Genomic DNA, 13,971 nt, shown 5'->3' with positions numbered 1-13,971 from the left:
GGTCTGACCGGGGCCCCCGCGCCGCGCGCGCCGGCCCCGGTCAGACCCGGCCGCGCGCCCGCAGCCCCGCGGCGATCAGGTCGAGGCCGAAAGCGAAGTCGTCGGTCGCGAGGCCCGTCGTGTCGTCCGACGCGTCGTCGCGGGCCCCCGCGCTGTCGTACTGCAGGCGCTGCTGCTCGTGCCAGACGAAGCCGAGCACGTAGTGCAGCACGGTCGTCGCGACCCGGCGGGCGGTGTCGGCGTCGAACCCGGCGGCGGTGACCGCGGCGGTCAGCCGATCGTGCGCCAGAGACGACCCGAGGCCGAGCGCGAGAGTGCTCGAGACCACCTCGGCACCGTCGCGGTAGGCCAGCAGGGCGTCGCGCAGGTCGTGCGCCTCGACGCGCAGGTCTTCGGGGACCCCGGATGCCATCCGCCCGACGATCCGGTCCGACAGCTCCGCGAGCAGGGTCTGCTTGTTCGGGAAGTGCCAGTACAACGCGCTGGGCTGCACCTCGAGAGCGGTGGCGAGGCGGCGCATCGTGAGGTCGGGGAGGCCCTGATCGTCGAGGATCCGCAGGGCGGCTCGGGCGACGTCGTCGGCGGAGTGTCCTCGGGGTGCCATGCGTCTGAGTATAGTGAACGCTGTTCGAGTGAACACCGTTCAGGAAAGGCGTGCTCATGACCCGAACCCTCGATGCCACCGACCTCGCCCGCGTCGCCGTCTTCGCCGCGCTCATCGTGGTGCTGGGCCTCCCCGGGAGCTTCCCCGTGTTCGGCGGGGTGCCCATCACCGCCCAGACGCTCGGCGTGATGCTGGCCGGAGCCGTGCTCGGCCCCTGGCTCGGTGCCCTGTCGGTGACGGTGGTGCTCGCGCTCACGGCGGCGGGCCTTCCGCTGCTCGCGGGAGGGCGCGGCGGGCTCGGCGTCTTCTTCGGCCCCTCCGCGGGCTACGCGCTCGGGTGGATCCTCGGGGCGATCGTCGTGGGTCTCGTCGTCCACGCCGGCGGACGACGACCCGTCGTGTGGCGCACCGCCCTCGCCATGATCGCGGGCGGTGTCGGGGCGATCTATGCGATCGGCATCCCCGTGCAGAGCGCCGTCACGCGCCTCCCGCTCGGCGAGACGGCGCTGACGAGCCTGGTGTTCGTGCCCGGCGACCTGCTCAAGGCCGCGCTCGCGACCGCCGTCGTCGCCGCGCTCGTGCGGGCGTACCCGCGCGGGTTCCGCCGCGCGTGGACGCGACCGGCGGCGGCGGCGCCCGCGGCCGCCACGGCGTGATCGTCGTCCTCGACGGCGATGACGAGCGGCTCGTCGAGCGCATCGCCGCGACCCGTGCCGACGGAGACGCCGTGCTCATCGCCGATCCGCGCTGGAGCGCCGAACAGCGCGAGGGCGTGGAGCGGGTGGCATCCGGGATCGACGACGCGGATGCCACGGCCTGGGCGACGCTCACCTCGGGCAGCAGCGGCGCTCCGCGCGTCGTGCGGCGGACGGCCGCATCGTGGACGGACTCGTTCGCGGCGGTGAGCGCGCTCCTGGGGGCGGGGCCGGACGACATCGTGGCCCTCCCCGCCCCGGCGTCGTCGTCGCTGACCCTGTTCTCTCTCGCGCACGCGCTCGAGGGCGGGCCGCGGCCGGTGCTGGGTCGCGATCCCGCCGCGACGCTCCTGCACGCGACGCCCGAGGGCCTGCGCGCCGTGCTCGACGACGGCTCGCTGCCGCGGCTGCGCGTCGCCCTCGTCGGCGGATCCCGCCTCGACCCGTCGCTGCGCGAGCGCGCCGCCGCCGCCGGCATGAGGGTCGTGTCGTACTACGGGGCGGCGGAGCTGTCGATCGTCGCCGTCGACACCGGCGACGGGCTGCGCGCGTTCCCGGGGGTGGAGCTCGACGTGCGGAGCGGTGAGGTGTGGGTGCGCTCTGCGTTCGTGGCATCCGGTTATCTCGGAGCGGACGGCCCGCTGCGGCGCGACGGGGCGTGGGCCACCGTCGGCGATCGCGCGGAGCTTCGACACGGACGTCTGCGCCTGCACGGCCGGGCCGACGACGCGATCCTCAGCGCCTCGGCGACCGTCATCCCGTCCGAGGTCGAGGAGGCGCTGCGCACGATCCCCGGTGTGCGCGACGCCGTCGTGTTCGGGATGCCGCGCCCCCGCGTCGGGGCGTTGATCGCCGCGTTCGTGGAGGCGCCGGATGCCGACCCGGCCGCGGTCCGATCCAAGGCCGCCGCCCTGCTCGCCCCCGCTCATCGTCCGCGGCGCTGGGCGTTCGGGGAGATCCCGCGGACGCCCTCGGGAAAGCCCGCACGTGCCGAGGTGGCGCGGCTGATGGAGAGCGAGCGCGATGGCAGACACTGACCCCGTCGTCGTCGCGGCGCGGCGAAGTCCCCTCGCGGTGCGGGGGCGCGGCCTCGCCCGCCTCGACGCGGGCGCTCTCGCCGGCGAGGTGGTCGCGGCGGTCGTGGGTGACGCTGGCTCCCCGCCGATCGCCGACGTCGTCCTCGGCAACTGCACGGGTCCGGGCGGCAACCTCGGCCGCATCGCCGCTCTCGCGGCCGGCCTCGGGATCGAAGTCCCCGGGGGCACCGTCGACCGCCAGTGCGGGAGCGGGCTCGCGGCGATCATGGATGCCGCCCTCGCGACGCGCGCCGACGGTCGGGTCCGCGTGGCGGGCGGGGTCGAAAGCGCCTCGACCGCTCCCATCCGCGTGCAGGACGGAACGCCCTTCGCACGGGCCCCGTTCGCTCCCGCAGGCTTCGCCGACCCCGACATGCTGCGCGCCGCCGACGACCTGGCCGCCCACGACGGTCTGTCGCGCGCTCGCCAGGACGCCTACGCGCAGCGCAGCCACGCGCGGGCGATGACAGCGCGAGCGGCCGGGCGCTTCGACGCCGAGATCGTGCCCGTGGCGGGGATGACCGGCGATGAGGGCATCGGCGTCTCCGCGGCGGCGTGGGCACGTCTTGCGCCGCTCGTGGACGGCGGCACCGTCACCGCCGCGACCTCCACGCGCATCGGCGACGGAGCGGCCGCGGTCGTGATCGCCCCCGCCGGATCCGCGCCGGGGCTGGCGATCCGCGCCACCGCCGTCGTCGGGTGCGACCCGGCCCTCCCCGGCATCGGGGCCGCGCCCGCGATCGAGGCCGCCCTCGCCCGGGCGGGGCGGAGCCTCGCCGACGTCGCCGCGATCGAACTCGTCGAGGCATTCGCCGCGCAGAGCATCGCCGTGCTGTCGCGCCTCGGCCTCGGCGACGACGACGCGCGCGTCTGCGCCGAGGGAGGCGCACTGGCCCTGGGGCACCCGTGGGGAGCGAGCGGAGCGGTGGCCGTCGTGCGCCTGTTCTCGCGGCTCGTCCGCGCGGGAGCCCCCGCGGGCACGGTGGGACTCGCCGCGGCATCCGTCGGCGGCGGCCTCGGCGTCGCCGCGGTGTTCGAGGTCGTCCGGTGAGGGGGCTGCGCTGTCGGGGGCTGAGCGTGCGGTTTGCTGCTCGAGGTCGTGCGGTGGTGGTGCTGCGCGGCCGGGAGCTGACCGCGCGGTTCGGCGAGAGGGAGGTCGTGCGGTGAGCGTCCTGCGCGGCGGCGGCCTCGGCGTCGCCGCGGTGTTCGAGGTCGTGCGGTGAGCGTCGTACGCTGCCGCGGGCTGAGCGCCCGCCTCGGCGACCGCGAGGTGCTGCACGATGTCGCCCTCGACCTCGGAGCCCGCACCATCGCGATCGTCGGCGACAACGGCTCGGGAAAGTCGACCTTCGCCCGGCTCGCCGCCGGACTCGCGCGGCGCGCGTCGGGAGACCTCGAGGTGCTCGGGCTCGACCCCGAGAAGGATGCCGCCGCCCTCCGCCGTCGCGTCGCCCTCGTCCTCAGCAACCCCGACGCGCAGATCGTCATGCCCACCGTCGCGGAGGACGTCGCCCTGTCTCTCCGCCCCCTCCGTCTCCCGCGCGAGGAACGCGCCCGCCGCGTCGCCGCGTCGCTCGAACGCTTCGGGCTGGACGCACTCGCCGACCGTCCCGCCCACGACCTGTCCGGGGGTCAGAAGCAGCTCCTCGCCCTGTGCGGTGCGTTCGTGCGCGCGCCCGACCTCGTCGTCGCCGACGAGCCGACGGCGTTCCTCGACGCGCGCAACGCCCGCGTCGTCGCCGACCACCTCCTCGCCGACACCGGGCACGTGCTCGTCGTCGTCACGCACGACCTCGCCCTGGCACGCCGGTGCGAGGAGGCCGTGCTCTTCGCGGACGGCCGGGTCGCGGCATCCGGTACCGCGGAAGAGGTCGTCGACGCCTACGAGAGGGCCCTGGCGTGCTGACGATGTACCGCCCCGGCGGGGGATGGATGCACCGGATGCCGCCGGGCCCGAAGCTCGCCCTCTTCGCGGTCGTGGCGGTGGTCGTCGCGGCGCTTCCGCCTGTGTGGGCCGCGGTGCCGGTCGCGGTGGGCGTTCCGCTCGTCGTGTATGCCGCGGCCGGAATGGGTGTCGGAGAGGGCTTGCGCGCCCTCGGCGGTCAGGCGTGGGCGCTGCGCTGGATGGTCGCCATCACGGCGGCGGGGCAGCTGATCTTCCTCGGACCCGAGCCGGCCGCGGCGAACACCGCGCGGGTGGCGGCCGCCGTGCTCGTCGCGGGGGTGCTTCCGCTCACGACCCCCGTCTCGGCGATGCTCGACGCCCTCGAGAGAGGGGCGAAGCCTCTGCGTCTCGTCGGCATCGACCCGGCGCGCGTCGCCCTGCTGTGGATGGTGACGCTCACGACCATCCCCGTCCTGGCCCGTCACGCTGCGGAGGTGCGCGACGCCCAGCGGGCGCGCGGGCTCCGCCCGTCGCTCCTGCGCGGAACCCTGCCGTTCCTCGTCGTCGCCCTGCGCCACGCCGACGACCTGGGCGACGCGCTCGCCGCCCGCGGCATCCGCTGACCTCAGGTACGCGGGCGCCGAGGCCGTACGCTCTCGCCGAAAACGACGTTCCGTGTCGGCCGAAGCCCGCGGGCTCAGCGCCCGGGTGCGGTCTCGGCGGGTCGACCCGCGGCGCGCCCCGCCGCGAAGCCCTCGGCGTACGCCTCGTCGGCGCCCTGGCGGAACATGTCGCGGGCGGGGTCGCGCACGATCGATCGGGCGCCGGGGAGGTCGAGGTCGCCGACCAGGTCGGAGCGGCCGCGGACGACGGCGACCGGGCGCCGAGACGCCTTGCCCTTGACGAGGTCGGTGGCCGCGGCGAGCTCGTCGGCCACGCACGGCAGGGTCACCACGAGCGGGCGGCCCTCGGCATCCGTTGTTCCGCGCAGGTCTTCGAAGACGTGGATGCCGCCGGCCCCGATCGCGTGATCGGTCTGCCCCTCGCGCCAGGCGCGGCCGAGGGTGTCGGTGATGATCACGCCCACGCGGGCGATCGCACGCAGCCCCGCGGCGAGGCGCCGCGCCGAGGCGTCGGGGTCGACGGGCAGGAGCAGGACCGTGCCCTCGGGGGTGTTGCTCGCGTCGACGCCCGCCGCGGCCGAGACGATTCCCAGGGGGTTCTCGACGATGCGGGTCACGTGCCCGGTCGGGGAGGTGCGCGATGCCACGAGACGCACGGTCTCGCGCGTAATGGCGTCCTCGCGATCGGCGGCCTCGATGATCCGCCCCTCGGCCTTCGAGACGATCTTGCTGGTGACCACCACGATGTCACCGTCTTGCAGGGGCTCGGAGAGAGCATCCCGGATCACCCGGACGAGATCGTCTCCCGGGGTGATCTCGGGGATGCCGTCGAGGGCCCAGACCTGCAGCACGTCAGCGGACGAAACGCACCTCGGTGAGCTCCTCACCGAGGAAGGGCTCCACGTGCGAGGCGCCGTCGAGGGTGAAGCCGTTGCGGGTGTAGAAGCGGTGCGCGCGCGGGTTGTCGTCGGCCACCCAGAGGTAGGCGCCTTCTTCGGCGTCGACCGCGGCGTCGAACAGCTGCTGACCGATGCCGGTGCCGTGGAAGGCGTCGAGCAGGTAGATGAAGTAGAGCTCCCGTGCGCGCGGAGCATCGTCGTCGCGGGCCGGGCCGGAGCCGACGAAGCCGACGATCTCGCCGTCGACGAGGGCGGCGTGCATGCGGTAGTCCTCGCCCTGGGAGGCCCAGTGGGTCCAGAGCTCCGCCATGCGGCGGGGGGAGACGGCCTTGAGGGCGGCCTCGCTGATCAGGTGATCGTAGGTCTCGTGCCAACAGGTGGCGTGCACGCGGCCGAGGGCCTCGGCATCCACGTCGCGCACCGGACGGACGACGATGTCGGTTCGGGGTTGGGCAGTCATGGCGCGACTCTACGCGGGGCTTTCGCCAGGCGGAAATCGACCGCCGGAGCAGGTCGCGTGCGGTATGAGCGGCACTTTGCCAGACGTGCGTGCCAGCATGGCCGCCGTGTCGGAACGCCCCGGGTTGACCTCTGTCGAAGCGCGTCTCGATGCCCTCGCGAACCGCCTCCTCGCCCGTGCCCCGGCCTCGGGTGCCCGGGCGCGACTGGTCGAGTTCGCGGTGTTCGTGCTCAAGCAGGCCTGGGCGTGCGTGTTCGGAGCCGCGTTCCTCGCCGTGGTGCTCGCGGCGAAGCTCTGGTACCCGGACGGCGCAGCGGTAGCCCGCAACGACGCCCTGACGATCGCGGCCGTCCTGATCCAGGTCGCGATGGTGGTGGGGCGTCTCGAGACCCTGCGCGAGCTGCGCGTCATCGTCACCTTCCACATCGTCGGGACGGCGATGGAGCTGTTCAAGACCGACGTCGGGTCGTGGATGTACGCGGCCGACGGGGTGCTGCGCCTCGGCGGGGTGCCGCTGTACAGCGGCTTCATGTACGCGGCGGTCGGCAGCTACATGGTGCGCGTGTACCGGCTCTTCGACCTCCGCTTCACGCGCTACCCGCGGCGCTGGCTCACGGCGGTCGTCGCCGTCCTGATCTACGCCAACTTCTTCACGCATCACTGGATCGTCGATCTGCGCGGGGTGCTGATCGTCGCCGTGCTGGTGCTCTGGGGGCGCACGATGATGCACTTCCGCTTCTTCCGCGGACGATTCCGGATGCCGATCCTCGTGGCCTTCGCGGGAGTGGCGGTGTTCATCTGGCTCGCTGAGAACATCGCCACGTACGCCGGTGCGTGGCTCTATCCCTCGCAGGTCGGGGGGTGGCATCCGGTCGACGTGTCGAAGCTCTCGTCATGGTTCCTGCTCATGATCGTCTCGGTCGTGCTCGTGACCTGGGTGTATCCGCCGCGGGAACCGGATCCCCGGGGGCAGGACGACGACCGTGTACTTGTGGGCTGAGCACAAAGGAATCGCCGATGCGTCGTGGGATGGTTACGCTCGCCCCTCGTGAACGTCCTCTGGCGGACCCTGCTGGTCCTCTTCCGCGCACGCCGTCGCCTCCGCCGAGAGGGGCCCATCGATCCGAACACGGTGACCCGCGTCCGCATCCGCGTCCTGCCCACCGACATCGACCTGCTGCGCCACCTCAACAACGGGCGATACCTGTCGCTGTTCGATCTCGGCCGGTGGGACCTGCTGACCCGCGCAGGTCTCATGGAGGCCATGACGAAACAGGGGTGGTACGCGGTCGTGTCGGCCGAGACCATCACGTTCCGCCGATCGCTCGAGCTGTGGCAACGCTTCGACCTCGAGACGCGCATGATCGGGCACGACGACCGCGCGGTGTACCTCGAACACCGGGCGCTCGTGAAGGGCGAGATCTACGCCCGCGCGATCATTCGTGCCCGCATCCTCCGTCGTCGTGGCGGGACCGTTCCGCACGACGAGCTCTTCGCGGCGGTCGGTCGTCCCGAGGGTCTGCCGGACATCGAGCAGTGGGTGCACGACTGGGCCGACGGCTCGGCGCTGCCGTCGACGAAGCGACCGGCGCCGAGCGTCTGGGACTGAGAGCTCCGGGGACGCGCGTCACTCCCGCCCGAAGCGCGCGTCGAGCCACGCCACCTGGCGGAGCCAGTGCCGGTATCCGCCCCCCTCGTGACCGTTGTACGTGTACTCCTCGATCGCCGCGTCGGTGGAGGACAGCGCATGGAATGCCGCGAACACCCCGGAGGGCAGCACGACGTCGTCCATGAGCCCGACTGAGAACAGCGCGGGGGCGTGGATGCGCGGTGCGAGGATCGCCCCGTCGACGTACGAGAGGGTCCGCAGCGCGTCGGCCGCCGCATCGCGGTGAACCGCGAGGAAGCGCGTGATCTCGGTGAAGGGCGCCGAGGGCGTGCGCACGATCGCGTGGGGGAAGTCGCACAGGAACGGCACGTCGGGCATGACCGCGGCCACCGCGTCGCCCGACAGGGCCGCCGCGGCGATCGCGAGCCCGCCGCCCTGGCTCCCGCCGGTGACCGCGATGCGCGTCGGGTCGACTCCGGGGAGGGTCCGGACCACGTCGACGAGGCGCACGGCATCCGTGTACAGACGGCGGTAGTAGTAGTCGCGGGGATCCCGGATGCCGCGGGTCATGACCCCCGGGAAGGCGGCGGCGGATCCGTGCGGGTCGGGGGTCTCGCCCACGCTCCACGTCGATCCCTGACCGCGCGTGTCCATGATCACGTGGACGTAGCCCGCGGCCGCCCACTGGTGCTTCTCGCCGGCGAGACCGCGACCGCCGCCGTAGCCGATGAACTCCACGACAGCGGGGAGCACGTCGTCGCCGAGCGGGCGCACGACCCAGCCGCGGATCGCGTCGCCGCCGAAGCCCGTGAAGGTGAGGTCCTGTACCGACAGTGCCCGCAGCGGACCGTCGACCGGGGTCAGGACGGCGGGGCGGGCGGCATCCCGAGCCTCGGCGAGCGTCTCGTCCCAGAAGGCGTCGAGGTCGTCGGGAGCGGTGAGCTGCGGGCGGTACTCGCGCAACAGCTCGAGGGGCATGTCGGTGAAGGTCTGTGCCATGCGGGAACTCCATCGGTGAGGGGGCTGCACCGACAGTAGCGAACGTCACGTGGTCCGATGCCGTCGTGACGTGAGGAGTCGCGGCAGGGGCAGGATGCCACGGCGCTCCGCGTGCAGCGCGGACAAGGACAGCGTGAGCCCGACGGCAGGAGCCCCGACCGTGTGCAGCGGTCGGGGCTCCGTGGCATCCGGCGGGGATCAGCTGGTGAGCAGCGTCAGACCGTACGTCTGCAGGATCTCGTTGACCGGCTGGAAGTAGGTGGTGCCCCCGGAGGAGCAGTCGCCCGAGCCGCCCGAGGTCACCCCCTGCGCCTGATTGCCGGCGAGCAGCGAACCGCCGGAGTCACCGGGCTCGGCGCACACGCTCGTGCGGATGAGGCCCGAGACCGATCCCTCGGCGTAGCGCACGGTGGAGTTGTACGCCTGGATCTGACCGCAGTGCCAGCCCGTCGTGGAGCCGGAGCGGCACACCGTCGACCCGACCGCCGCGGAGGTGGAGCCCTTCACCGCGACGGCCCCGCCGGCGTAGTCGGAGACCTCACCCACGGGCGTGTGGCTCGGCGTCGCCACCCAGGCGTAGTCGTTGCCGGGGAACGACGACCCCTGGAAGGTGCCGTAGGTGGTGCTGTCGCCCGCGTCGCCGCAGTGGCCGGCCGTGACGAACCCGCCCCGCACGGCGAAGCCCACGGAGCACCGGCTCTGGTTGTTGATGATGTAGGAGATGCCGCCGCGGATGGTCGCGAAGGTCTGCGGTGCCTCGACATCCGTCTGCAGGCGCACCGCGTCCGCGGGGGCGTCGAGTGTCGCGACGAAGTCGGCGGCGGCCTGGTCTCCGCCGGCGACGACGTCCACGACCACGTCGTTGTTCGCGACGTCGATCCACCACGACGCGACGGCATCCGGGGCGCCCTTCGCCTCGATGCCGGCGGTGATGGCCTCGAGAGACTCGAGCGAGTGCGCGGCGGAGACGGGCACCGCACCGGCGTCGGTCGCCGCGGCCCGCGCGGCGTCGGTCGTGACCGCGGCGTAGACGGTCCGCGTGGACTCGTCGAGCCACGTGCCCGCGAAGGCATCGCCGGTGGCATCGGCGACCTCGTCGGTCGTCACCGTGGCGTCGGCCTGAAAACGCAGCACGTCTGCGGCGCCGGCGACATCGGTGCCGAGCTCGGCAGCCATGGCGCGCAGCAGCGGGGCTCCGACGCCCTCGACGGCAGGATCGGTCTCGGCGGAGGCGGCGAATGCCGGACCCGCCGCGGTGGTGGTGAGGAACAGGCCGAGGGCGGTGATGCCGACGGCCGCTTTCGATATGCGGTTCACGGAGAGTGACCTTCCATCCAGGGGGATAAATGGTGGGTACCCACCGACATGTAAACACGGTCGGGCCGAAAAGCGAAGGACTCCGGAAGAATTCCTGTTCCGAGTGCAACAACGCCGGCCGGAGTCGATGCGGTGCCGATCCGCGGGTTGCGCGGCGGGCCGTCGGGGTGCCGCGCGCACGATCCCTAGGCTGGCCGACATGAGCAACGAAGACCCGCGGGGCACCGGTTTCACGCTCTCCTCCGCCGTCCCCATGCGGGCCGCCGCGCGGGCGGCCTCGTTCGTCACGGTCCCGCGCGAGCCGCGTCGCGGGGAGCTTCCGGCCGACCCCGCGGCCGCCGCCTTCCTCGCCGCCGCGACCGACGGCGTGCTCCGCCCCGAGAGCACGACGGCCGCCGCCGCGGCGCTCCACCTGCTCGTGGCCGACCTTCCGGCGACTCTTCCCTGGGCCGCGCGCGGAGCGCTGCAGATCGGTGGGGCGGTCGCGCCCGTGCTGCCCACCCCGGCGGTTCCCCTCGCGCGGCGTGCCCTCCGCGAACTCCTCGCCGGGCTCACGGTCGACGCGCGCCCCGAGCGACTCGGCGCCGCTCTCGCGGCACGGCGCGAGGCCGGCGGCACGGTCGATGTGCGGTCGATCGGTCCCGCGGTGCTCGGCGAGTCCGCGGCACGGCGCCGGGTCGACGGCATCCGGGCCCTGGTGTCTCGCGACGACGTCGACCGGGTCACGCTGTCGGTCGCCGATGTGGTCGCGCGTCCGTCGGCGTGGGCCTTCGACGCCTACGTCGACCACGTCGCCGAACGCCTCCTGCCCCTCTTCGTCGCCGCCTCCCAGAGCGGCACGCACCTCACGCTCGCCGTCGAGGGGCGCGACGACCTCGACCTGACCGTCGCCGCGCTCACCCGCGTGCTCGAGGAACCGCGTCTCACCACCCTGGCCGCGGGGATCGCTCTGCCGATCGCCGTCGTCGAGAGCGTCGACGCGGTGCGCGAGCTGGCCGCCTGGGGGCGCCTGCGCACCACCGACGGGGGTGCGCCGCTCACGGTACGCCTCGACGACGCCCCGCCCTCGACGTCGGAAGCCCTGTCGGCGGCCCGCCACGGGTGGAGCGCGCCCGCGCTCACCCGGCGGGACGACATCGACGCCCACGCCGTGCGCGCGCTGCGCGAAGCGCTCAGCGCCCGCGGGCGCGAAGGGCTCACGGTCGAGTTCGCCACCGGCGACCCCGAACGCGGCGCCCTCGCGCTCGCCGTCGCCGCCGACACCGACGCCGCGCTCACCCTCGTGCTCCCCGCGGGCGCCCCGTGGATGCCCGACGACCCGTTCGTCGCGAGGGTCTCCGCCGTCCACCCCGACGACCTCGATCTCGTCGCCGCCCGGCTCGCATCGGCGTACGCGGGCGTCGTCGCCGCGGCTCCCGACCTGCCGGTCGCCGGTCCCGCGACCGACGCTCCCGACAGCGCCACCGGCGAGGACACCGTCCCGCTCGACGACCTGTTCACCCCCGAGACGGCCGCCGTCGCCGCGCGCGCCCATCGTGCGGCCGTCGCCGCCGAAGGTCCCGCGCCGACCGGGCGCGTTCCGCAGCGCGGGGTGACGCCCGATCCCGCGATCCTGCGCGAACCCGCCGACGCGGACGCCGCCGAGCCCGGCCTCACGCAGGCGGTGCTGGGCATCGCGCGGGAGGCCGTGGCATCCGGAGACACCTCCGCCCTCGGCCCCGATGTGCAGCAGATGCTCTTCGGGGGACAGGCCTTCGTCGACACCGCCGTCTTCTCCGCGCGCGAGAGCGCGGAGCTCGCGGGGGGTGCGCCCGGCTTCCGGAACGTCGCCGACACCGACCCCACTCTGCCGGACGATCGCGCCTGGGCCCTGGCCGCGATCGGTCGCGCGAGTGGCTCGACGGCCGGAGATGCCATCGCGGCGGCAGGCCGGATCGACGACGAGGCCGGCCTCGATGCCGCCCTCGCGCGCGTGCGGGAGGCCGCGGAGCCGTGGGGAGCGCTCGCCGCCGCGGACCGTGCAGCCGTCCTGCAGTCCGTCGCGCGCTCTCTCGAGGATCGCCGCGCCGAACTGATCGAGGTGCTCGCGTCCGAGGGGGGCGCTCTGATCGCGGAAGCGGACGCCGAGGTCAGCCAGGCGGTCGATGCCGCCGCCTACTACGCCTCCACCGCCAAAGAACTCGACCGGGTGTCCGGCGCCGTGTTCGTCCCCGACCGCGTGACCGTCGTCGCCCCCCGGTGGAACGCGCCCGTCGGGCTCTGCGCAGCCGAGACCCTCGCGGCGCTCGCCGCCGGCTCGGGCGTGCTGCTCACCCCGTCGCCGCGCGCGCGGCGCGCCGGGGCGGTCGTCGCCGACGCATTGTGGGCCGGCGGGATCCCGCGCGATCTGCTCACCTACGCCGACCTCAACGAGGACGCGTCGGGTCGCGCGCTGATCGTGCACCCGGGCGTGGACCGCGTGCTTCTGTCCGGTGCCCGCACGACCGCCGAGCGGTTCGCCGAGTGGCGACCGACGCTGCCGCTGCAGGCGTTCACCGCCGGGCCCAACGCCGTGATCGTCGCCCCGTCCGCCGACATCGACGACGCCGTCGCCGACATCGTCGACGGGGCCTTCGCGCGAGCGGGACAGGCCGCGACGGCGGCGTCGCTGGTGATCCTGGTCGGTGCGGCCGCTCGCTCGTCGCGATTCCTCGACCAGGTGAAGGATGCCGTCACCTCGCTCCGCGTCGGCCCCGCCGACGACCCGTTGTCCGACGTGGGTCCGCTCGTCGAGGAGCCGTCGGGTGAGGTGCGGCGCGCCCTGACCGTCCTCGCGGAGGGGGAGCGCTGGCTCGTCCAGCCGCGCGAACTCGACCTCGGCCCCGAGACGTCCGGCAGATTCTGGACGCCGGGCGTGCGTACCGGAGTGAGCGCCGGGTCGCACCTGACCCGATCGGCGGTCGCGGCGCCGGTACTCGGCATCCTGCACGCTCCGACCCTGGCGCGCGCGATCGAGCTTCAGAACGCGATCGGATCCGGCTACGTCGCCGGGCTCCATACGCGCGACGCGCGCGATCTCGACCTCTGGATCGACCTCGCGGACGCGGCCGTCCTGCGCGTGAACCGACCGACCACGGGAGCGGTGGTGCAGCGCGAGCCCGTGGGCGGCTGGGGAGAGTCGACCGTGGGCGCGGGTGCGATGTCGGGCGGGCCGAACCGTCTGGTGACCCTGGGGTCGTGGCGACCCTCGTCGGGCGGCGCGTCGTCGTCGACGCTGCACCTGCGCGGACTCGACAGTCGCATCACCGCGCTCATCGAGGCGGCCCAGCCGACGCTGTCGTACGAGGCGTTCGACTGGCTGCGGCGCGGAGCGCTCTCGGACGCCGTGGCCTGGGACCGCGAGTTCGGCCGGGTCAAGGACGTCTCCCGTCTCGGCGTCGAGCGGAACCTCTGGCGCTACCGGCCCGCCGACGTCGCGGTGCGTGCGACCGCCGATGCCGCGTGGCAGGCCGTGCTCCGCGTCCTGGTCGCCGCCGTGCGCTCGGGGTCGACGTTCCGGCTGAGCTCGCCCGTCGGTCTCCCCGCGGCGGTGCGCCACCTGCTGGGCGAGGCGGACGTCGCGGTGTCGGTCGAGAGCGACGCGGAGTGGTTGCAGCGGCTCGCCGGCGGCATCCCGGATGCCGAGACCGCCGACGCCGCGGAAAAGGCCGAGGGCTCGGAGACCACCGTCGAAAACGCCTTCGCGGCACCGCGCCCGACGCGCGTGCGCCTGGTCGGACCGGCCGGGACGACCCGGCCGCTGCGCGCCGCCGTCGCCGAGACGGT

Annotated in this window: 13 protein-coding genes; 8 read left to right on the top strand and 5 right to left on the bottom strand. The window is 74.0% G+C overall.

Annotated elements, in window-relative coordinates:
- Window positions 1-40: 40 nt before the first annotated feature.
- The gene (locus NS220_RS15830; RefSeq protein ID WP_058624982.1) at window positions 41-604 is read right to left on the bottom strand and encodes a TetR/AcrR family transcriptional regulator C-terminal domain-containing protein; all 564 of its coding nucleotides are present in this window, start codon (window positions 602-604) and stop codon (window positions 41-43) included.
- A 56-nt stretch (window positions 605-660) separates the two neighbouring features.
- On the opposite strand from NS220_RS15830, the gene NS220_RS15825 reads away from it, so the two are divergent.
- The 5 genes from NS220_RS15825 to NS220_RS15805 all read left to right on the top strand — a co-directional run bounded on the left by NS220_RS15825 (window position 661) and on the right by NS220_RS15805 (window position 4,883).
- On the top strand, window positions 661-1,260 hold the full coding sequence (locus NS220_RS15825) for a biotin transporter BioY (RefSeq protein ID WP_058624981.1): 600 nt from the start codon (window positions 661-663) through the stop codon (window positions 1,258-1,260).
- Complete coding sequence (locus NS220_RS15820) at window positions 1,215-2,336, top strand: class I adenylate-forming enzyme family protein (protein WP_242864647.1); 1,122 nt, start codon at window positions 1,215-1,217, stop codon at window positions 2,334-2,336. Before NS220_RS15825 ends, NS220_RS15820 begins: the two co-directional genes overlap by 46 nt.
- Window positions 2,323-3,426, top strand: a complete 1,104-nt coding sequence (locus NS220_RS15815; RefSeq protein ID WP_058624980.1) for a thiolase family protein — start codon at window positions 2,323-2,325, stop codon at window positions 3,424-3,426. The genes NS220_RS15820 and NS220_RS15815 overlap by 14 nt, the downstream gene beginning before the upstream one ends.
- Before the next feature lie 168 nt (window positions 3,427-3,594).
- Window positions 3,595-4,281: an energy-coupling factor ABC transporter ATP-binding protein gene (locus NS220_RS15810; protein ID WP_058624979.1), complete on the top strand. Its 687-nt coding sequence runs from the start codon at window positions 3,595-3,597 to the stop codon at window positions 4,279-4,281.
- A complete protein-coding gene (locus NS220_RS15805; RefSeq protein ID WP_058624978.1) occupies window positions 4,275-4,883 on the top strand; it encodes an energy-coupling factor transporter transmembrane component T family protein in 609 nt (202 codons plus the stop codon). Before NS220_RS15810 ends, NS220_RS15805 begins: the two co-directional genes overlap by 7 nt.
- Before the next feature lie 74 nt (window positions 4,884-4,957).
- Here NS220_RS15805 and cofE read toward each other — a convergent pair whose 3' ends face one another.
- Both cofE and NS220_RS15795 read right to left on the bottom strand, forming a co-directional pair.
- On the bottom strand, window positions 4,958-5,734 hold the full coding sequence (gene cofE / locus NS220_RS15800; RefSeq protein ID WP_058624977.1) for a coenzyme F420-0:L-glutamate ligase: 777 nt from the start codon (window positions 5,732-5,734) through the stop codon (window positions 4,958-4,960).
- A 1-nt stretch (window position 5,735) separates the two neighbouring features.
- Complete coding sequence (locus NS220_RS15795) at window positions 5,736-6,242, bottom strand: GNAT family N-acetyltransferase (RefSeq protein WP_058624976.1); 507 nt, start codon at window positions 6,240-6,242, stop codon at window positions 5,736-5,738.
- A 97-nt stretch (window positions 6,243-6,339) separates the two neighbouring features.
- Between NS220_RS15795 and NS220_RS15790 the strand changes: the two genes are divergently transcribed.
- Window positions 6,340-7,242, top strand: coding sequence for a DUF817 domain-containing protein (locus NS220_RS15790; RefSeq protein WP_058624975.1), 903 nt, complete (start codon window positions 6,340-6,342; stop codon window positions 7,240-7,242).
- A 48-nt stretch (window positions 7,243-7,290) separates the two neighbouring features.
- A complete protein-coding gene (locus NS220_RS15785; protein WP_058624974.1) occupies window positions 7,291-7,851 on the top strand; it encodes an acyl-CoA thioesterase in 561 nt (186 codons plus the stop codon).
- Window positions 7,852-7,869: 18 nt separating this feature from the next.
- On the opposite strand, the gene NS220_RS15780 is transcribed toward NS220_RS15785, so the two are convergent.
- Complete coding sequence (locus tag NS220_RS15780; RefSeq protein WP_058624973.1) at window positions 7,870-8,850, bottom strand: acetylxylan esterase; 981 nt, start codon at window positions 8,848-8,850, stop codon at window positions 7,870-7,872.
- A 198-nt stretch (window positions 8,851-9,048) separates the two neighbouring features.
- Window positions 9,049-10,167, bottom strand: a complete 1,119-nt coding sequence (locus NS220_RS15775; protein ID WP_242864645.1) for a S1 family peptidase — start codon at window positions 10,165-10,167, stop codon at window positions 9,049-9,051.
- A gap of 199 nt (window positions 10,168-10,366) precedes the next feature.
- On the opposite strand from NS220_RS15775, the gene NS220_RS15770 reads away from it, so the two are divergent.
- Window positions 10,367-13,971 (top strand): proline dehydrogenase family protein (locus NS220_RS15770; RefSeq protein ID WP_058624972.1); only part of this gene is annotated, 3,605 nt, incomplete at its 3' end.

It is taken from the genome of Microbacterium testaceum, assembly GCF_001476655.1.
GTDB classification, from domain to species: Bacteria; Actinomycetota; Actinomycetes; order Actinomycetales; family Microbacteriaceae; genus Microbacterium; species Microbacterium testaceum_C.
The sequence above is the reverse complement of the archived record's forward strand: the minus strand, read 5'-3'. Positions and strand labels throughout refer to the sequence as shown.

Excerpts from the sequence above, each read along its gene's own strand:
- NS220_RS15790 (WP_058624975.1), top strand. The coding sequence starts at position 6,340 with ATGGCCGCCGTGTCGGAACGCCCCGGGTTGACCTCTGTCGAAGCGCGT.
- NS220_RS15815 (WP_058624980.1), top strand. The coding sequence starts at position 2,323 with ATGGCAGACACTGACCCCGTCGTCGTCGCGGCGCGGCGAAGTCCCCTC.
- NS220_RS15795 (WP_058624976.1), bottom strand. The coding sequence starts at position 6,242 with ATGACTGCCCAACCCCGAACCGACATCGTCGTCCGTCCGGTGCGCGAC.
- NS220_RS15830 (WP_058624982.1), bottom strand. The coding sequence starts at position 604 with ATGGCACCCCGAGGACACTCCGCCGACGACGTCGCCCGAGCCGCCCTG.
- NS220_RS15780 (WP_058624973.1), bottom strand. The coding sequence starts at position 8,850 with ATGGCACAGACCTTCACCGACATGCCCCTCGAGCTGTTGCGCGAGTAC.
- NS220_RS15825 (WP_058624981.1), top strand. The coding sequence starts at position 661 with ATGACCCGAACCCTCGATGCCACCGACCTCGCCCGCGTCGCCGTCTTC.